We start from the raw sequence: 18,483 nt of genomic DNA on the forward strand, positions 1-18,483 counted from the left end.
GAGTCAGCCCTGCGGCTTCACATTGTGGACCAGCACGCCTTCCAGCGCGCAGGATCCGTGCGCGGCCTGACCGAGATGGGTATCTGGGGGCACAACGCGCCCGTCCACCTTCACCTGGAACTGGGCCGGCTTGCCTTCCAGACCGAAGGCCTCAGGCGAAATCGCCCAGCGGATGACGCGGCGGATCGTCGCATTCGGACGAAAAGCGCGCTCGTGCGACTGACCTTCGTAGGACAGGCGTACCTTGATACGCTGGCGCGTCGACGCGTGAAGGACACGGAACTCGCGGCGCAGGTCTTCGATGATCGTCGCCGCGTCGGCCAGCGGCTCGTCGGCATCTTCGAAAGCAAGCTCCTCGATGTCGGTACGGCCGGTTTCCTCGCGGATACGAGCGAGGATATGCGCCACGTCGGCGTCATCGGGAACGGCAAGCTCGATCGGCTTGGCCATGCCCTGCACGGTGAGGATGAGAGAGAAAGCGTTGATGGCGGTCATGTTGAAGGGCCTCCTTTTGAACCCTGCCGCCGCTTCACCATATTCCGGAACCGATGTCAATAACACAAACATCATGTGCCCGTTTTGCAAACCGTTTGCGTTGCAAACAAGGCCCTTGAGCTTGGCTCAACTGTTTGCTACGTTGACGAACCGCTCCCTAGAAACGGCCAACATGCAAGATCCGCTCTACACATTTTTCGGCAGCCGCGTCCGCGCGCTGCGCGAACGCCGGCAGGTCACGCAGGAAGAACTGGCGCGACGCGTCGACCTCTCCCGGACCTCGATTACCAATATCGAGAAGGGTCGCCAGCGCGTCCTGCTCCATCAGATCGTCGATCTGGCGCACGCCCTCGATGCGAAACCCGGGGACCTTTTTCCTGCACCGGCTGCGGCTGAAAAGCCGCTGCGTGACGATGTTGCACAGCTCGTCGAGAAGCTGAAGAACGAAACACCCGGACCTTGAGCGAATTGCCTATCGCCTATGCGCGGATACGCAAGGCGGCTTCGGACCTGATCGCCGGACAGGATGCTCCGCCGCTCGCGCTCGAACCTATTTTGGCAACACTGGGCGTCGAGCTAAGGCGCATCGACGTCGCCGACGATATTTCCGGAATATTGATCCGATCAGCGGAACGGAACGTCGTGGTCGTTAACGCCAAGCATTCGGAGGTCCGGCAGCGCTTTACGATTGCCCACGAAATTGCCCATCTCATGCTGCACGAGGGCGAGGAAGTGCATGTCGATTCGGCGTTCCGCGTCAATTTACGCGACCCACGCTCGGGCACTGCTGAAAACATTGAAGAGGTCGAGGCGAACGCGTTTGCTGCCAATCTGCTGATGCCCGCTGAATGGATACGCAAGGCGCTTGTCGGAACCTGGATCGACGTCAACGATGACAGCGAAGTCGCCCGCCTTGCCGACGTCTTCGCCGTCAGCCCGCAGGCCATGCTCATCCGGCTGACAAATCTGCTGCGACGCTAGTCCGCTAGGGGTTCGCGCGGTGCCACGATATCCAGCCATGACTGGATCGCCAGCGGAACATCGCCGCCATCGCGCATGTCGAACGTTACCTCATTCTGCTGTTGAATTCGGCACACCGAAAAAGCAAGTTTCTCTTCGCGGCTGTTGTCGACAAGGATCGCAGCATCGGCGACCGTTGCAGCGAGCCTGATGGCCATCTGAGTGCGCGGGAATCGGTCGGCAAGCTTGGCGGCGTCGACCGCGTGGCCGCCGCGGGCGACACGGGTCTGGACGCGAAGCGTGGAAAGTACGGCATTGGCGAGCCCGACGAACAGCAACAAAACGAAATAGCCATTGGCTTGCATCTGTTTGATCTGATCGATCTTTGACTCGATGCTGCCGTCCTCAAGCTCGCGCCAGTGAGAGAATACCGTCTCCATCGCAAAGGGCACGCCGTTGCTGAGCGCTTCGGCAACGAAGGCCTGTACGCCATTTTGCGCAACCTTCATCCAACTTTCATTCTGATCGCGCAGCGTTCGCGCCCACTCCGGGAGCGGCGCAGACGCGCTCGTCTCGGGAAGGATCGACAGCATCATGCGGTCGGCGTTCACCAGCGGAATCTGGAGTTGCGGTGCCAGATGCTGGTACCACATCGTCGACTTGCCCGACCCGTTATGACCCGCGAGGATGATGGCGAGCGGTTTGCCCGACGCGAGTTGCGCCGCCAATATGCCGTCGACCGCCCGGGCGAGGGACGTCATAGTTTCTGGAAGGTGCCGTTCACAAAGTGGCCGCGTTCGACTTTTCCATCGAGCTTGCGGATAACCTCCTCGGGCTTATCGGCGTCGACGTGATAAAGCGGAACATCCTTGCGCGGCGAGATGCGGACGCCCGGCTTGATGATCTTCATGCGCGCGCGCTTCAATGCCGACTGACCAAGAGCGACGTTAGCGGCGACTTGCGCTTTGGGGGGCACAGCCGCGCGAACGGTCACCGACCCGAAAGTAACAGAGCGCGTTTTTCCAACCGACTTTTTAACGGTCATGCGAGCCATTTGACACCTAGAATGTTTGCTTTGCTGACAATCAATTTGGCGCCTGCCGCGCATTTGTGCAAGCTAGAAAGTGTAAAGGCAATGTTTGCAACATAAACCAAGCCCCTACCGGAGCGTCGTCGACCCATCCCGTCGCGCGGCGCACAACTATGATCACAGAGCCCGATCACTGCCACTGGGATCGACGATCCGCATCGTGTCGGGGTCGATCAGCATGCGATAGCCACCCGCCTCGGCGAGCTTTTGCGCATAGGCATCGAGGTCGGGTACGTCGGCGCTGACGTCGAGGGGTTTGAAAGCGGTCGAGCGATAGAGGCCGGCCTCCTCTACCGGCTCCATCCGAATTTCTACGGCAAAGCAGATCGTATCGCCCGCAAGTTCGGCCCGGTTGTAATAGAGCGCTTCGATCGCCTCGCCCTCCGCCCCGTCCAGCTTCGCACCCTCGAAACTATCGATCTCGAAGCGCGCCACCGGCGTCTTGTTCAGCAAAAGATCTCCGGCGATCGCTGCCAGCTCGGACTCCCATATCGCATCGAAGCGAAAGCTCTCACCGGGCTCGACCCCCGCCCGCTCGAGAAGCTGGCGCCAGCGCTCGAGAATCGTGGCGATCTCGGGCATTTCATTAAGATAGGGGCCCGTCAATGGCTCGGTTAGCGCCGCCGTGACCGGGACCGCGTTATCGCGCCAGCGGTCGATCGTAAGCGATCCGCGCCCTTCGGCAAGATAGGTCAGCGCGCGCGTCAGCTTCATCCACGCATCGAGCGACTTGCGGCCGTCGTCGAACAGACCGACCGTCTGAAAATGCAGCCCGTCCCGCGACATCCGGATCGTGAAGTCGGCATGCTTCACATACAGTATCGCATCCGCCTCGATCGGCGGGATGACGACGATTTCGGCCTTGAACCGCACCGGCGGTACGAAGGAATCACCGCGGATGACGATCTCACAGTCCCCAACTTTTGGCGGGTCGACCCGAAACTCCTCGATCCGAGCAAGCAGCGGACCTTGATAGGGAATGCGGATGCCAAAGCGACGGTCGAACATAGTGAGGCGCTCGGGAACGAGCGGTGCAATCCCGAGCATCAGGTCCTTGAGATGATCCTGGCCCTCGATGCGCACCACCGCTTCGCCTTCCAGATGGCCATCCTCATATCCGAGTTCGGCAAGCTGGCGCTGCTTCTCGAAGACATAAGCCACCGGATCGTCACCCATCGCGGCGGCGAGCGCCATTTTGAGGCCCTCCGGCGTAAGCTCGAACGGCACGCCGATGCGGCGATAGTCGAAACTGATCGAAGCGCGGTTGATCGCATAGTCCTGTCGTGCCTCGGCCAGGCGAAGGCGCCGCAGAATGCGAGAGAGCTGCGGTCCGAGCAGATGGATAAGATAGCCGCGAAGCGGGTCGCCAGCGGGCGTCAGGCGAAAGACGATCACGAAAGCAGGCTGCGCGTTCTTCGCAATGAGGTCGACCGCCGACAGCTTCGCGGAGACGCGATTCCCGCGCTCGCCCGCCGTCGACTTCAGCTGGATGATACAGGTGGAGGGTTGGCGCTGATCGAGCGGCGTCGCGCGCCCAGCCTCTTCGAGCAGAAATTCGACGAGAAAGTCCCAGCCGGTGACGTCCTGTAAGCTCTTGTTTTGCCTCAGACGGGCACGATCGCAAAGATGGGCGAAGAGAGTCTCGCCGGCACGACCGAGTTCGTATGATGGAAGCGCATCATTCATGCTGCCCCGCTACCAGCTTTTGGGCGCCAATCGAAGCGGTCGCTGGACCATGTTCGATGAATTGCGGCGCCCGCCCTTGATGCGGCGACCGCGATTCTGCAGACACGGACGACATGGGCTGCTCCTGCCCGCTCTTCCCTAATCATCAGGACATTCGCTCCATGATCTCGACCATCTCAAATTGGCAGACCCTCATCGGAAGCTTCTTCGCTGTCGGCGCCGCTTTCGTCGGCGGCACTTATATTACGCGTCAGATCCATCAGGCAGACCGCCTCGAAAGCGGGCGGCTCCGTCGGCGTTTGCTCGCCGCGCGCGCGGTTCTGCCACTCGCCCTGAGCACGCTTTCGCATTACGCGCGCGATTGCGCGATCGAACTACAAAGAGCTTTGGGAACGATGCGCGGCGATCATCTCGGTCGGGCCGAAGTGCTCGTTTTTCCCGCGCCGCCTGCAGAAGCTATCACCAGTCTAACCGAGATCATTGAAGCCTCTGGCGACGATGACATCTCGTTTCCGATCTCCGAGCTTCTTTCCCGGCTTCAGGTACAAAGCGCCCGTCTCGCCGGTCTCGAGGACCGCGAACCGAGAAGGATCGTCGCAGAGCGCGAGCTGCGCGATCATCTGCTCTACACCGCTGAACTCGCAGCGCAGGTTGCGAACATGTACGAATACGCGCGCCGCGAGCGCGACGACATTCCTCTTCACCTGCAGCGCGGCGATGTGAACCGATCGCTCAGCATTTTCGGCATTTACGGCGACGAGCGCGAGGAGATGGCGGCGGCCGCCCTTCGGAGCTGGGATCGTGCGACGCTGCGTCGCCTGAAATCAGGCGAAAAGGATCCGGCGAGCCTTCTCACTCTGGTCGAACACAACCCCGACTATATCCAAGAGCAGCTCGGCATCGAAGCCGTCGACGAGCAATTCCGGTTCCGCGGCCATCGATACGACCGGCTGATCGATGCAGCCGCTTACGCTCTCATTCTTGAGTCCCGATCCGCTGCGCGCTCGATATAGCGGCGAAATCCGCACACCAATTCACTCGATTGTGAAGCGAAGACAGAAATTCATCATGAGCGCCTTGCAGTCAACCTGCTCGACAGGGGCGAGGAATTCTGTGCCATCGAGCGTGCCGCCAATCGAGGCGATGCCTGAACGTTTGTAAGTCGGCAGCGAAAAAGAATAGAGCAAAACATAGCCGCATTTCGTGCGTCAAATCCTATGGCCGCTTTCGCACTCAGGTTACTCGCTGTCGAATGCCAGTATGCAGGCGCGTTCCTGCCGGTAAGTTCTGAAAGGCCCGAAGGGCAGCTCTTAGGCATCGGTTTCGCGGCCGGCTATGACTGGGATCAGGCGCAAAGCAGCCTTTACAGATCACCTCACCAACGGCTATCGCGGCAGCGTGCTCGCAATCGTGAGTACACCTACTGAGTACACATGCGTCGTTTCACGTCGCGGAAAATGGCGGAAAACCGTGGGCTTCCAGCCCATCCGACCCCTCCCGTAGGGGTCACCACGGTCAAGCGCGCGGTCGGCGCGTTTTTTCTGAAAATTTCCGACCCAACGGCCCCTTCGTCTAGCGGTCAGGACGTCGCCCTCTCACGGCGAAAACACGGGTTCGATTCCCGTAGGGGTCACCAGCATTTCCGCGGGTTTGCGGGGATGGCTGGGGAATTTTTCTAATGCATCCCTAATATCCACTCTGCATCACGCTTACATTATAGGCTTGTTCAAGCCACACGCAGGCGCGGTTGCGCGCCTCGGTCGAGCGGCCAGGCAGCGCGAGCTGGTTGATGCCCCAAGGCTCCGGAAAACCGGTGTTGATAGAGTCTCCTCGATCATCGAGTCGAGTTCGGAATTACTGATCATGCCACGGCCTGCAATCCTTTGCGCTGGATGATCGAAAGCAACCGCAACGCGGGGCCACCCGGACGTTTCACACCCCGCTCCCAATCCGACACCAGATTACGCGATACGTTAAGATAGGCCGCGAACACCGGCTGCGAGACATGCTCGCGCTCGCGGATCGCGCGGATTTCGTCGCCCGCCAGCACCGGAGCCCGAGCAAGACACGCCTCATCAAAGGTGCGCAGCGTTGCACGCGACACAACTCCCGCGTCGTGCGCGTCGCTCATCATCTCATGGATCGCGCCCGCGATCTCGCTGCGATAGCCCTTATCCTTCGTCATCGTTGCCATCTTCGATCTCCACAGCGTTCCCGACTCCACCAGCCGGTCCAGTTCCTCGCCGTTCCATTCCAACGCTTCGGTTGCCGCGTCGCGCAACAGCGCCAGGTCGACTTTCGCTCCTTCCGCGCGAAGCGCTCGAACCAGCCTTTCTTAAAAATGCGCGTTATGGTCGGTTCTCCTCCTTAGCTATCCTTACAAAACACATAGCATTATATTTCAATATCGGGCATCGGCCTTCGAACGCGCCGAAGCGCCCATTCTTGCAGCTATCGGCACCATGGTGCCTCGCCTGAGCGATGTTGCAGGTCACATCCATCTGATCCTGCCCGAACCGACCCAGCACGCGGCCTGTTTTCGCGCATTGGCGGCGGGTGGCGACCGAATTGTTCGTTGCTTGGCCAGCGCCGACGATGGGATGGGGGGAGAAGCGATAGCGGCGGCGCCATCCTGCTCTTTCGCTGACAGGGTCGGCAAGGAAATGTTCCTTCCCCTGCCGACCCTATTCGTGTCCGGTCACAGCCAAGCGTTGTTCGGCGCGGCCCATCGACAACAGGATCGGATCCGATGCCTGCCGCGCGGCAAAATCAGCCTTGCTCGCGATCCCTTGCCAGGTGATGCCGATCAGCGATTGCGCAATCGCCCCGCCTAGCGTGTCGCCGGGGCCGGGCAGGATGATGACGTCGGGCGCATATTCTTTGACCGCGACCTGCACCGAGCGCGCAAAATCATAAGGCGCGAGGATCTGGTGGCCGAAGGTGTAGTCCCAGATCGCGGCGGGGTCGCTGGCGAAGCGGCGCCAGATGTGGCCGCGGCCATCGACCAGCGGGATCGCCGGGGTGCCGAACAGCGAGGTAGGCAGTTCGGCCTTGGCCTTGTCGGCGCTGCCGAACATCAACGGGGTGTGGAAGGGGCCGTGGCCGGCGAGGCGCAGCGGATCGCGGCCCGGGATCTGCGGCGCGGCGGCGAGCAGCGCGGCAAGGCCTGCCTCATTGCCCGCAAACACCAGCATTCCGGCGAGGTCGATCGACAGCGCGAGGGCGTGGTCGGGGCGCGCGGCGATGGCGGCGACGAGGCCCAGCAGTTGATCGCTGAGACCTGGGACCGGGCGCCAATTCTCCTCGACGACTTGCAGCAATATCTGCCCGCCGGGGCCGTGGGTCTGGCTGTTGAGACCCATCGCATTGCTGATGCGGAAACCGTCCTCGACTGACACCGCGCCGCCAAGCGCCAGCGCGCTGTACCAGCCCATCGAATTGCCCGCGACCGCGACAACGTCATATTGCTCGCGGTCGATGCTGAGAAAATCAAGCGCGGTTGCGGTGTAGATCAGCGGTGCCGCGACGTCGCCGCGCATATGCGTGGCAACGCTGAAACGCTCGGCGCCGTCGAGTTCGGTCACCGTCGGCTGGCCGCGGTCACGTCGCTGGGCGTCGAAATTGGCGATGACATCGGCGAAGCGCGTGCCGTGCAGCCGCGCGATGCTGCCGAGTTCGCCCTTGCCATAGGTGCCGCGGCCCGGGGCGACGACAAGCGCAGTTTTCCGCGCGGTCATGCGAGCATCTCCTTTGCGGCGGCATAGATCGAATCGCGGCTCGGCAGGGTCAGCGTCGCGGCCTTGCCCAGCGGAATGAAGCTGTCGTCGGCGGCGATGCGCTTCAGCTGTTTATCGGGAGTACGTTCGACGAAAGTCGCCATCAGCGCCTCGCTCTGCGAGCCGGTGATACGGCATTCGTCGACGATCAGGACGCGCTTCGCATCGCCGACCGCGGCGACGAGCTTGTCTTCGTCGACCGGGCCGAGCCAGCGCAGATCGATCACGCGCGCCTGGACGCCATCGGCGGCAAGCAATTTTTCCGCCTGCCGCGAGAGATAATAGCCATTGCCATAGGTCACGATCGCCAGATCGGCACCGCCGCCATGGATGCCGACGTCGCCGAAATGGATCGGCGCGCCGTCGCCCGGCGCTTCGTAGGTACTGGTCCACAGACCATCGCCCTCTTCGTGAAGATCGCGGGTCATATAGAGTGCGATCGGTTCGACGAAGACGACCACCCGCTGCTCTTCACGCGCCAGTCTGACGCACTCGCGCAGCATCGCCACCGCGTCGCGCCCGTTCGACGGCACCGCAAGAATCACGCCCGGAATATCGCGGAAGACGGCGAGGCTGTTGTCGTTGTGGAAATGGCCGCCGAAGCCCTTCTGGTACCCGAGCCCCGCAATGCGCAGCACCATCGGATTGGTATATTGGCCGTCCGAGAAGAAGCTGAGCGTCGCCGCCTCGCCGCGGATCTGGTCCTCGGCATTGTGGACATAAGCGAGAAACTGGATTTCGGGCATCGGCAGGAAGCCATTATGCGCCATGCCGATCGCGAGCCCGAGGATCGCCTGTTCGTCGAGCAAGGTGTTGACGACGCGCGCCGACCCGAAACGCTGGTGGAGCTTCGCGGTGACATTATAGACGCCGCCCTTTGGCCCGACATCCTCGCCCATGACGGCGATTTCTTTGTGCGCGAGCATCAGGTCGGCCAGCGCCCAGCTCAAAAGCCGCGCCATATGCTGCGGCTTGTCCATCGCGCCGGCATCGCTGCCGAACATCGTCTTGCGGTCTTCGTCCGACGGGGTGTTCACGCGGGTGATGTCGCGCCGGGGCGGGACGATGCTTTTCATGACGTGCGCGGCGGTGGTGATCTTCGGGCGCAGGATCGCGGCCTCGGCTTGCCGCGCGAGGGTGGCGCCGATCTCCTCATAGGCATCGGCGATGTCGGCGGGCGTCATCCACCCTTGCTGCGCCATCAACGCCGCGCCCGCGAGCAGCGGATCGCGTGCCTCGTCGGCCTCGATCAGCGCCTTGGGCAGATAGGCGCCCTGCACGTCGGACCCGGCGTGACCATAGAGCCGCACCGTCGCCATGTGGAGAAATACCGGCTTGCGATACCGCCGCGCATAGTCGGCGGCTTCGCACGCGCCGGCATAGGCCGACACAAGGTCGCTGCCGTCACATTTGATGTAATGCAGTCCGGCGCGGTGGCGGAACTGCGCCTCGATCCAGCCGGTTGGGGTGCGCGTCGAAATGCCGATCCCATTGTCTTCGCACAGGAAGATCAGCGGCATCGGCGAGCCCTGAAACGCTGCCCAGCCCGCGGTGTTGAACGCGCCCTGCGCGGTCGAATGGTTCGCTGAGGCGTCGCCGAAGCTGGTCAGCACGACGGCATCGTCGGGCAGTGGCAGCCCGGTCATGCCAATACGGCGCGCGATGCCGATCGAGAAGGCGGCGCCGACCGCCTTCGGCAGATGCGAGGCGATCGTCGAGGTTTGCGGCGGGATATTGAGCGCTTTCGATCCGATCACCTTGTGGCGCCCGCCCGAAATCTGGTCTTCGGATGAGGCCGCAAAGCTGAGCAGCATGTCCCAAGTCGGGGTCTGCCCCGGCACGTGCCGCGCGCGGTGCAGTTGGAAGGCGTTCGAGCGATAATGGAGGAACGCCATGTCGGTGACGCGCAGCGCCGCGGCGACCGCAGCGTTGCCTTCATGCCCCGACGATCCGATCGTGTAGAAACCTTCACCCCGCGCCTGTAGCGTGCGCGACAGCCGGTCCATCTGGCGGCTGGTCAGCTGCGACAGGAAAATATCTGTCGCGTCGGCGCGCGACAGGCCCGCGGTCGCCGGATCGGGTGCATCGGCGCGGTCCGGCAAGCGGCCGCCCGCCAACACGCCGAGGAATTTTTCATGTACTGCCTGCGCCGCGTCCACCGACATCCTCCTGTTCGGCCTTTTGCCTGATTGTCCACGTGGTTACGCGCGCAACCATCGGCCCCATGCGGCAGCGCGCTATAACGGGGCAGACCGGTACGCAAGCATCTCTTGCCTTGGCGCGCCGCCTCGCGCTACGCTTTGGCGCGATGACAATGCACGGCGGAACAGTCTTTTGGGCATGATGTCGCTGTGGATCACCCAGGCGTCAGCGGCCGCCGATGCTTCGAGCGCGGGCAGCGGCTGGCTGATCGATCCCGAGCTCGTCGATCCCGCCTATAGCCAGACGATCGCGGGCGGCGAAATCCAAACGGTATTTCCACCGCCCCCGCCCCCGCCGCCGCCGACCCCCGAATGGCTGAGGTCGCTGTTCGACATGATCAGCAGCTTTTTCCAATGGAGCGCGCCCGCTGCCAAGCCTTTGCTGTGGATCGGCGTCGCGCTGCTGGCACTGTTTTTGCTCTATCATTTTGTCCCCGCCTTTGCGCGCTGGGTCGACAATCTGCCGTTCCGGCGCAAGGCGGGCAACGATGACGGCACCGATGATGTCGGGCTGGCCGAAGCTGGGGCAGCGCGCGCGTTGCTGAGCGAGGCCGATGCGCTGGCGGCCGAGGGGCGCTTTGCCGAAGCCGTCCACCTGCTGCTCTATCGCAGCGTCGAAGATATCGAAGGCCGCCGCCCTGGGCTGGTCAAGCCCGCGATGACCTCACGCGACCTCGCCGAAGCGCGCGATTTGCCAGGGGTTGCCCGCGACGCATTCAGCCGCATCGCGCGTGCGGTCGAGATCAGCCTGTTCGGCGGGCGTTCGATCGACGCCAGCGCCTGGCAACAATGCCGCAGTGCCTATGCCGAACTGACGGTGCCAAAGAATTGGGCGCGGACATGAGCGGCGGGGTAGCAAGCGACGGCGGGTTCAACCCGCGCCTGATCGCGGGCGTCGTCGCGATCGGCGTGATCGCGTTCATCGCGCTGTGGGCGCTGATCGCGCTCGGTCCGCAGCTGAGCAGCGGCAACGACGGCGGCGGCCATGCGCTGTCGAAGGCCGCGCCGGGTTACGCCGGAATCGTCGACCTGCTCGAACGCAGCGACGCCGCGGTGGACCTGCGCCGCCGCGAAGAAGCGCCGATGCTGGAGGATCCCGAATTGTTGATCCTCACCCCCGGCCATACCACCAAGGCCGACGACCTTGCCCGTCTGATCAGCGAACAGCGCGGCGGGGCGGTGCTGATCATATTGCCGAAATGGCGGACCGGCCGCCATCCGTCGAAAGCGGGTTGGGCAGGGGGCGGCTTTGCGTCCGCGCCGTCGCCCAAGATGCTGCCGCCCGCTGCTGGACGCATCGACAAGATCGGCAGCGAGCCCAACGCGCGCGGCGCGCAAGCGAAAGGCCATCTGGGCGGCTCTCCGATGGCGCTGACGCTGCCCAACCTGCGCACGCAGGTGCTGAACGCGCCCGATCTGGAAACGATGATCGCCTTTCCGCACGGCGGCGCGGTGCTGGCGAAGCAGCCCGATGCCGCGATTTACATCCTGTCCGACCCCGATTTCGTCAACAATCTGGCGTTCTCAAGCCGCGATCGCGCCCGCGCGGCGGCGATACTGGTCGATGCGGTGGCCGAAGATGCGGGGGCCTATAGCGTCGCGTTCGACGTGACGCTGAACGGCTTTGGCAGCCAGCGATCGCTGCTGCGCTTTGCCTTTGTGCCGCCGTTCATCGGCATCACCCTGTGCCTGATCGCCGCGGGGCTGCTTGCATTGTGGCAGGCGTGGATGCGCTTCGGTCCGGCGCTGAAACCAGCGCGCGCAATTGCGGTATCGAAAGCGGCGCTGATCGCCAACAGCGCCGACCTGATCAAACAGGCGCGGCGTGAGCTCGACGGCGCCGATGCCTATGTCCGCAGCCAGCGCAGCGCGATTGCGCGGCGGTTGCACGCGCCGGACGGGCTCGACGACGCCGCGACCGACCGCTGGATCGACAAGCATCTGCGCGTCGGCGGCGAAACATTTTCCGCGCTCGCACGGCGGCTGCCGCTCGCACGCAACACTCATGAGTTTTTGGCAGACGCGCAGGCGCTGCACGACATCAGGAAGGATTTACTGCGTGACAGCCAATAATATCGCAACGGGAGTGGGAGGCGTCCAGGCGCTCGGCGCCGCGATCGAGGCCGAGGTCGCCAAGGTCGTGTTCGGGCAGGGACCGCTGACCCGCATGGTGACGATCGCGCTGCTCGCGGGCGGCCATGTGCTGCTCGAAGGCCCGCCGGGAACCGCGAAGACCTTGCTCGCGCAGGCGTTCGCGCGCGCGACGGGCCTCGACTTCGGGCGCATCCAGTTCACTCCCGACCTGATGCCGGGCGACATCCTGGGGTCGAACCTGTTCAACTTCCAGACGTCGAGCTTCACCCTGACCAAGGGGCCGATCTTTACCGAGCTGCTGCTCGCCGACGAAATCAACCGCACCCCGCCCAAGACGCAGGCCGCACTGCTCGAGGCGATGCAGGAACGCCGCGTGACGATCAACGGCGAGGCCCACGTGATGAGCCCGCGCTTCACCGTGCTGGCGACGCAGAACCCGATCGAGCAGCAAGGCGTCTATCCGCTGCCCGAGGCGCAGCTCGACCGTTTCCTGTTCAAGCTGGTCGTCGATTATCCCGCCGCCGACGAGGAACGACGCATCGTCGCCGACCATGGCGGGCGCTTTAAAAGTCCCGCAGTCGCCGATTTCGGAGTGACGAAAGTCGCGAATGCGAAAACGATCGAAGCCGCGATCGACACGATCGCCACGGTACGGCTGGCCGACGAGATCGTCGACTACATCGTCCAGCTCGTCCGGGCGACGCGCGAGAGCGCCGATCTGGAATGCGGCGCCTCGCCCCGCGCCGCGACATTGCTGGCGCGCGCCGCCTGCGCCGCGGCGGCGCTAGACGGGCGCGACTATGTCATTCCCGACGATATCCAGCGCCTCGCGTCGGGCGTGCTGCGCCACCGCGTCATCCTGTCGGCGGCGGCGGAAATCGAAGGGCGCAGCGTCGAAGAGGTCGTCGCGGCGCTGCTCGAGCGCGAAGAAGTGCCGCGGTGATCGGCACCTGCAATCGATCCTGCCTGTCGCGCAGCGATGGGGAAGGGGACCGTCGCCGAAGGCGATGGTGGAGGGGCGACGACGTTCGCGCCAAAGCCTCTCCGTCAGCGCTTCGCGCTGCCACCTCCCCAAGGCTCCGCCACAGGGAGGAACTATCCCCATGATCTACCCAACCCGCCGGGCGATCTATCTGCTGCTGCTCGGCGCCCCGATCGCGCTCGCGCTGGGGCTGGTGCGGCCCGAGCTGTGGCTGGTCGCGCCCGGGTGGATCGGGGTAATCGTCGCGTGCCTGATCCTCGACACCATCGCGGGCGCGAGTCCGCACCACCTCGCGCTCGACGCCCGTTTTCCGCATCTGGTCGGGGTCGGTGATCCGTTCGACCTAGCGCTGGCGGCGCGCGGCCCCGCGGTCCCGCCGCGCGCCGAACTGGCGCTCGCGCTCGACGAGCGGTTCGTTGAAGGCGGGCGGCTGGCAGGCGATATGCGCCGGACAAGCAGCGGCGAGGGCTTGACCCGCACCCTTTCGCTCACCGCCTCGCGGCGCGGACAGGCTTTGATCGAGGCGCTGTGGATCCGCTGGGCCGGGCCGCTCGGGCTGGTGTGGAAACAGCGCCGCTTTGCGATCGACGGCGCGATCAGCGTTGTCCCCAGCCTGCGCGCGGTCACCGACGAAGGCAGCCGGTTGTTCCAGCGCAACAGCTGGTTCGGACTGCGCCAGCAGCGCCTGCGCGGCGAAGGTACAGAATTCGAAGCGCTCGCCGAATATCAGCCGGGGATGGACCGCCGCGCGATCGACTGGAACGCGTCGGCGCGCCACGTCAAACTGCTCGCCAAGGAATATCGCGTCGAACGCGACAACCGCGTCGTGCTGGCGATCGACAGCGGGCGCACGATGGCCGAACCCGTCGGCGGGATGCCGCGCGTCGATCGCGCGGTGTCGGCGGCGCTGCTGCTCGCCTATGTCGGGCTGAAACTGAACGACCGGATCAGCCTGTTCTCCTTTGCCGCCAAGCCGCACACGCTGACCCCCGCCTATATGCACACGCAGGATTTTCCGGCGTTGCAGCGCACCGCGAGCCTGATCGATTATGCGCACGTCGAAAGCAATTTCACCCTCGCGCTGACAACGCTTGGCGCCCAGCTCAACCGCCGCTCGCTGATCATTCTGTTCACCGAATTCACCGACGCCACCAGCGCCGACCTGATGATCCGCGCCGCCGGACGATTGGTGAAGAAACACCGGCTGCTGTTCGTCGTCATCAAGGATGAAGAGGTCGAAAGCGAGGAACGTCGCCGCCCCGAAACCGGCGCCGACGTCACGCGATCGAACGTCGCCGCAGCAATGCTGCGCGACCGCCAGCTGGTGATCGCTCGGTTGCAAAGGCTCGGCGCCGATGTCGTCGAAGTGCCCGCTGACGCGATGGGGGCGAGAGCGGTCGAAGCCTATCTCGGCATCAAGCGGGCGGGCACCTTATGATCCCCGCGGCCGCCCCGACGCGCGCCCTCGACGCCCCGAGCTTTTCGACCGGCCGCTTTCGCGCCGAACGCGAGGCCGACTGGATCGCGTTCGACCTGCTGCTTACCAAGCTCGAGAAAAAGGGTGTCAAGGCGCTGACCAGCGACGAGCTGTTGCAACTGCCCCTGCTCTATCGCGCCACGCTGTCGTCGCTGTCGATCGCGCGCGCGACCAGCCTCGACAAGGCGTTGCTCGATCATCTCGAGGCGCTGTCGATCCGCGGCTATTTCCTCGTTTATGGCGTGCGCGAGACGCGTTGGAGCCGCATCCGGCGCTTCTTCCTGTACGACTGGCCCGCCGCGGTGCGGTCGGTGTGGAAAGAGACGATTATCATTTCGCTGATCATCCTGCTCGGCGCGAGCACCAGCTACTCGCTCGTCGCGAGCAACCCTGAATGGTATTATAATTTCGTCGGCGAAGACATGGCGGGCGGCCGCGATCCACGCGCCACCGCCGAATATCTGCAATCGACGCTGGGCCATGGCAAGGCGGCGAACGAGGGCGAAAGCGGCCTGCACGTCTTTGCGACCTATTTGTTCACGCACAACAGCCGCGTGTCGATCCTGTCCTTTGCGCTGGGATTTGCCTTTGGCGTGCCGACGATGATGCTGGAATATTATCAGGGGATTGGGCTGGGCGCGATGATGGCGCTGTTTTCGGCCAAGGGGCTGGGGTTCGACTTCGGCGGCTGGCTGTTCATCCACGGTACCACCGAATTGTTCGCCGCGGCACTGTCGGGCGCCGCCGGGCTGCGCATCGGCGCCGCGGTCGTGTTTCCCGGCGCGCGCAGCCGGTTACAGGCGGCGGCGGAGGCGGGGCGGACCGCGGGCAAGGTGATGATCGGGGTCATATTGATGCTGTTCATGGCCGGACTGCTCGAAGGGTTCGGCCGCCAGCTGATCACCGACACGATGCTGCGTTATGGCATCGGCACGCTGATGCTGCTGTTCTGGATCGCCTATTATTACATCCCGCGCCGCGAGGATGTGACATGAGCGCCGCTGCCGCGCAGGCCAACGCCAAATCGCGCAGCGCGCGGGCGAAAAAGGTCCGCCAGTTCATCACTCCCGAGGGGGTCGATCTGGAATTGCGCATCGCAAGTTCGGGGCTGCGGTTCGGGGCGCTGCTGGTCGATCTGATCCTGATCGTGCTGGCGTTATTCCTGTTCTCGCTCGTGATGCTGTGGATCGGCTTTGCCTCGCAATCGGACATCACCATGGTCGTCTGGATGCTTGGCGCCTTCCTGCTGCGCACCTTCTGGTTCATCGGCTTCGAGCTGGGATCGCGCGCCGCGACGCCGGGCAAAAGGCTGATGGGCATTCGCGTCGTGGCGCGCGACGGCGGGCGGTTGACCGCCGACGCCGTGGTGGCGCGCAATTTGATCCGCGAGCTCGAGCTGTTCCTGCCGCTGATGATGCTGGGGTTCGGCGCGGCGGAGGATATGGTGTCGGGCTGGACGATGGCGGCGGGGGTGCTGTGGTCGCTGACGCTCAGCCTGTTCCTGCTGTTCAACCGCGACCGGATGCGGATGGGCGATCTGATCGCCGGGACGTGGGTGGTGATGGCACAGCGGGTGAAGCTCGACGCCGATATCGCCACCGGCACGGCGGGCGACGCGATGACGTTCAGCGAGGCCGAACTGGCGGTGTACGGCATTTTCGAATTGCAGGAGCTCGAACGCGTCCTGCGCGGCAGAGACGCCCGCGCGATGCGCGAGGTCGCCGACACGATCCGCGCCAAAATCGGTCGCCCCGTCGCCGAAGAGGATGACGTCTTCCTGCTGAGCTACTACCGCCAATTGAAAGCCCGGCTCGAACGCAAATTGCTGTTCGGCAAACGGCGAGAGGACAAATATGCCAGTGACTGACCCGCATTCGGTAACCGCTGCGCTGCACCAGCGGCGATCGATCCGCAAATTTACCGGCCAGCCCGTCGATCAGGCGCTGCTCCGGGATATTTTCGCCGCAGCGCAGCGTGCGCCGTCGGGCGGCAATCTGCAGCCCTGGCAGGCGACGGTGCTGACCGGCGCACCCTGGGCGGCGGTGAAGGATGCGGTCGCGGCGCGGCTGGCGATGGGGCGTGAGGGCTATCAGCCCGAATATGACATCTATCCCAAGGGGCTGACCGATCCGTGGGAGACGCGGCGCTTCGGGGTCGGCGAGGGGCTCTATGCCGCGCTCGGCATCCCGCGCGAAGACAAGGCGGGTCGGCTGGCTCAGTTCGTGGAGAATTACCGGGGTTTCGGCGCACCGGTGATGCTTTTCCTCCACTGCTCGCGCATCATGGGGCCGCCGCAATGGTCGGACATGGGCATGTGGCTGCAATCGGTGATGCTGCTGCTCGTCGAGGCCGGCCTCGCCAGTTGTCCGCAGGAATGCTGGGCGATGTATGGCAAGACGGTGCGGGAGACACTGGCGCTGGGCGACGACCAGATTTTGTTCACCGGTCTCGCGATCGGCTATGCCGACGAAGACGCCGCGGTGAACCAGTGGCCGGTGCCGCGCGTAGGACTGGACGAAGTGATCGATTGGCAGGGATTTTGAATATGAAGCGGCAGCGGATGTGGACACAATATGGGCTGGCGGTGCCGTTGATGCTGGCGGTCGCGGGTTGCGCCGCGGTGCCAACCCCCGCCCCGCCACCGCCGCGTCCGGCTCCGGTCGCCGCCGCGCCGACCCCGGCACCGCTTCCGACCCCGACCAAGGGCTGGGAAGAGCGCGCCGTCGATAGTGGCGCGTGGCGTTATGATGCAGGCAGCCGCGCTGCGGCGTTCGTCCCGACCGGCAGCGCCAATCCGCTGCTCACCATGACATGCAGCGGCAGCGCGATTCGCCTGACCTCGGCACTGGCGGGCGCCGTCAGCCTGCGCACGAGCGCCGGGACCGACGAGATCCGCTTCGATGGCGGCAGCGCAATGCTGCCCAACCGCGATCCGCGGCTCGACCGCATCGCGTTCAGCCGCGGACGGTTCGCGCTGGAAACGCCGGGCGGCGGCGCGCTGACGCTGCCGGTGCAATCGGAGATCGGGCGGGTGATCGAGGATTGTCGATAAAAAGATCCTCCCTGTCGCGCAGCGATGGGGTGGTGGCAGTCCGAAGGACTGGCGGTGGGGCAATGGCGTGCCGTCGCAAGGCCGCTCCACCATTCGCTTCGCGAACGGTCCCCCTCCCGATGGCTTTGCCACAGGGAAGATGGGCAGTTATCCCCCCAGCTGTACCGTCCCGCCCTTGATCCAGCCCCAGCGGCACGGACCCTGATATTCACGCGCATTGGCGACCGATTTGCCGACCCCGCACATATCGGGGTCGGTCCCCGGGGCGGCAAAGACCACTCCGAACCAGGCGTCGTCATTGGTCGCTTCGCACAGCGACACATTGGCACCGCCCGCCAGCTTGGCCTTGACCGCGCGCATTTCGTCGGGCGCCCAATAGACGTCGGTACCGCCCGCCTTGACGCGACTGATGCTCGAACAAGCAGGCAGGCTTGGCCCCTCGGTGCCGATCATCACCGCGCGCGTCGCGAGCGGTTCGCCCGCCACGGCCGGAGCATTTTCGGCAGGCGGTTCGGGCTGGCTGCATGCGGCGAGCGGCAATGCCAGCGCAGCAGCCAGCGACAAAGCGATACGGGGGGAGCGATACGTTTTCATGCCCCGAATCTAGCCGCCGCGGCGTGACCATGCAACGCTCGTCGCGAAAGCACCAAGACCCGCATTTTCGCTTGGG

The 18,483-nt window shown here is 64.2% G+C and carries 19 protein-coding genes and 1 tRNA gene; 12 read left to right on the forward strand and 8 right to left on the reverse strand.

Annotation, left to right across the window (positions count from 1 at the left end; genetic code table 11):
• Nucleotides 1–3: 3 nt before the first annotated feature.
• On the reverse strand, nt 4–495 hold the full coding sequence (locus CDQ92_RS02125; protein ID WP_137752254.1) for a hypothetical protein: 492 nt from the start codon (nt 493–495) through the stop codon (nt 4–6).
• Between CDQ92_RS02125 and CDQ92_RS21405 the strand changes: the two genes are divergently transcribed.
• Together CDQ92_RS21405 and CDQ92_RS02135 are read left to right on the forward strand one after the other, a co-directional pair.
• Complete coding sequence (locus CDQ92_RS21405) at nt 485–958, forward strand: helix-turn-helix domain-containing protein (protein ID WP_201792024.1); 474 nt, start codon at nt 485–487, stop codon at nt 956–958. The two genes, CDQ92_RS02125 and CDQ92_RS21405, sit on opposite strands and share 11 nt — an antisense overlap.
• On the forward strand, nt 955–1,476 hold the full coding sequence (locus tag CDQ92_RS02135) for an ImmA/IrrE family metallo-endopeptidase (protein ID WP_088439656.1): 522 nt from the start codon (nt 955–957) through the stop codon (nt 1,474–1,476). The genes CDQ92_RS21405 and CDQ92_RS02135 overlap by 4 nt, the downstream gene beginning before the upstream one ends.
• Here CDQ92_RS02135 and CDQ92_RS02140 read toward each other — a convergent pair.
• From CDQ92_RS02140 to CDQ92_RS02145, 3 genes are all read right to left on the reverse strand, one after another.
• Nucleotides 1,473–2,216, reverse strand: coding sequence for a zeta toxin family protein (locus CDQ92_RS02140; protein ID WP_088439657.1), 744 nt, complete (start codon nt 2,214–2,216; stop codon nt 1,473–1,475). The genes CDQ92_RS02135 and CDQ92_RS02140 overlap by 4 nt on opposite strands.
• Entirely contained in the window at nt 2,213–2,509 is a 297-nt protein-coding gene (locus CDQ92_RS20730) for a hypothetical protein (RefSeq protein ID WP_158213754.1), read from the reverse strand. The genes CDQ92_RS02140 and CDQ92_RS20730 overlap by 4 nt, the downstream gene beginning before the upstream one ends.
• A 153-nt stretch (nt 2,510–2,662) precedes the next feature.
• Nucleotides 2,663–4,231 carry a hypothetical protein gene (locus CDQ92_RS02145; RefSeq protein WP_088439658.1) on the reverse strand — a complete coding sequence of 523 codons (1,569 nt, stop codon included), beginning with the start codon at nt 4,229–4,231 and terminating at the stop codon, nt 2,663–2,665.
• A gap of 161 nt (nt 4,232–4,392) precedes the next feature.
• Here CDQ92_RS02145 and CDQ92_RS02150 point away from each other — a divergent pair, with 161 nt between their 5' ends.
• Complete coding sequence (locus CDQ92_RS02150; protein WP_088439660.1) at nt 4,393–5,244, forward strand: hypothetical protein; 852 nt, start codon at nt 4,393–4,395, stop codon at nt 5,242–5,244.
• A 548-nt stretch (nt 5,245–5,792) separates the two neighbouring features.
• Nucleotides 5,793–5,867, forward strand: a tRNA-Glu gene (locus CDQ92_RS02155).
• A 225-nt stretch (nt 5,868–6,092) separates the two neighbouring features.
• Here the strand turns inward: CDQ92_RS02155 and CDQ92_RS02160 are convergent.
• The 3 genes from CDQ92_RS02160 to CDQ92_RS02170 form a co-directional block, all read right to left on the reverse strand.
• The gene (locus CDQ92_RS02160) at nt 6,093–6,512 is read right to left on the reverse strand and encodes a helix-turn-helix domain-containing protein (RefSeq protein WP_444544649.1); all 420 of its coding nucleotides are present in this window, start codon (nt 6,510–6,512) and stop codon (nt 6,093–6,095) included.
• 403 nt (nt 6,513–6,915) lie between these two features.
• Nucleotides 6,916–7,968: an ACP S-malonyltransferase gene (locus CDQ92_RS02165; protein WP_088439662.1), complete on the reverse strand. Its 1,053-nt coding sequence runs from the start codon at nt 7,966–7,968 to the stop codon at nt 6,916–6,918.
• Nucleotides 7,965–10,172, reverse strand: a complete 2,208-nt coding sequence (locus tag CDQ92_RS02170; RefSeq protein WP_229667571.1) for a dehydrogenase E1 component subunit alpha/beta — start codon at nt 10,170–10,172, stop codon at nt 7,965–7,967. The genes CDQ92_RS02165 and CDQ92_RS02170 overlap by 4 nt, the downstream gene beginning before the upstream one ends.
• A 175-nt stretch (nt 10,173–10,347) precedes the next feature.
• Between CDQ92_RS02170 and CDQ92_RS02175 the strand changes: the two genes are divergently transcribed.
• The 8 genes from CDQ92_RS02175 to CDQ92_RS02210 all read left to right on the forward strand — a co-directional run bounded on the left by CDQ92_RS02175 (nt 10,348) and on the right by CDQ92_RS02210 (nt 17,813).
• Entirely contained in the window at nt 10,348–11,052 is a 705-nt protein-coding gene (locus CDQ92_RS02175; RefSeq protein ID WP_088439664.1) for a DUF4129 domain-containing protein, read from the forward strand.
• A complete protein-coding gene (locus CDQ92_RS02180; RefSeq protein ID WP_088439666.1) occupies nt 11,049–12,281 on the forward strand; it encodes a hypothetical protein in 1,233 nt (410 codons plus the stop codon). Before CDQ92_RS02175 ends, CDQ92_RS02180 begins: the two co-directional genes overlap by 4 nt.
• A 94-nt stretch (nt 12,282–12,375) precedes the next feature.
• Nucleotides 12,376–13,245 (forward strand): AAA family ATPase, encoded by an 870-nt coding sequence (locus CDQ92_RS02185; protein WP_229667580.1) that lies wholly within the window; start codon nt 12,376–12,378, stop codon nt 13,243–13,245.
• Nucleotides 13,246–13,405: 160 nt separating this feature from the next.
• Entirely contained in the window at nt 13,406–14,722 is a 1,317-nt protein-coding gene (locus CDQ92_RS02190; RefSeq protein ID WP_088439668.1) for a DUF58 domain-containing protein, read from the forward strand.
• Nucleotides 14,719–15,756 (forward strand): stage II sporulation protein M, encoded by a 1,038-nt coding sequence (locus CDQ92_RS02195; protein WP_088439670.1) that lies wholly within the window; start codon nt 14,719–14,721, stop codon nt 15,754–15,756. Before CDQ92_RS02190 ends, CDQ92_RS02195 begins: the two co-directional genes overlap by 4 nt.
• Nucleotides 15,753–16,628: an RDD family protein gene (locus CDQ92_RS02200; RefSeq protein ID WP_088439672.1), complete on the forward strand. Its 876-nt coding sequence runs from the start codon at nt 15,753–15,755 to the stop codon at nt 16,626–16,628. Before CDQ92_RS02195 ends, CDQ92_RS02200 begins: the two co-directional genes overlap by 4 nt.
• A complete protein-coding gene (locus CDQ92_RS02205; RefSeq protein ID WP_088439674.1) occupies nt 16,615–17,304 on the forward strand; it encodes a nitroreductase in 690 nt (229 codons plus the stop codon). The genes CDQ92_RS02200 and CDQ92_RS02205 overlap by 14 nt, the downstream gene beginning before the upstream one ends.
• A 2-nt stretch (nt 17,305–17,306) precedes the next feature.
• Nucleotides 17,307–17,813 (forward strand): hypothetical protein, encoded by a 507-nt coding sequence (locus tag CDQ92_RS02210; RefSeq protein WP_229667572.1) that lies wholly within the window; start codon nt 17,307–17,309, stop codon nt 17,811–17,813.
• Nucleotides 17,814–17,960: 147 nt separating this feature from the next.
• Here the strand turns inward: CDQ92_RS02210 and CDQ92_RS02215 are convergent, their stop codons facing one another.
• Nucleotides 17,961–18,407: a hypothetical protein gene (locus CDQ92_RS02215; protein WP_144035674.1), complete on the reverse strand. Its 447-nt coding sequence runs from the start codon at nt 18,405–18,407 to the stop codon at nt 17,961–17,963.
• Nucleotides 18,408–18,483: the final 76 nt, after the last annotated feature.

The sequence above is a fragment of the Sphingopyxis bauzanensis genome, from assembly GCF_002205675.1.
In the GTDB taxonomy this organism is placed as follows: Bacteria; Pseudomonadota; Alphaproteobacteria; order Sphingomonadales; family Sphingomonadaceae; genus Sphingopyxis; species Sphingopyxis bauzanensis.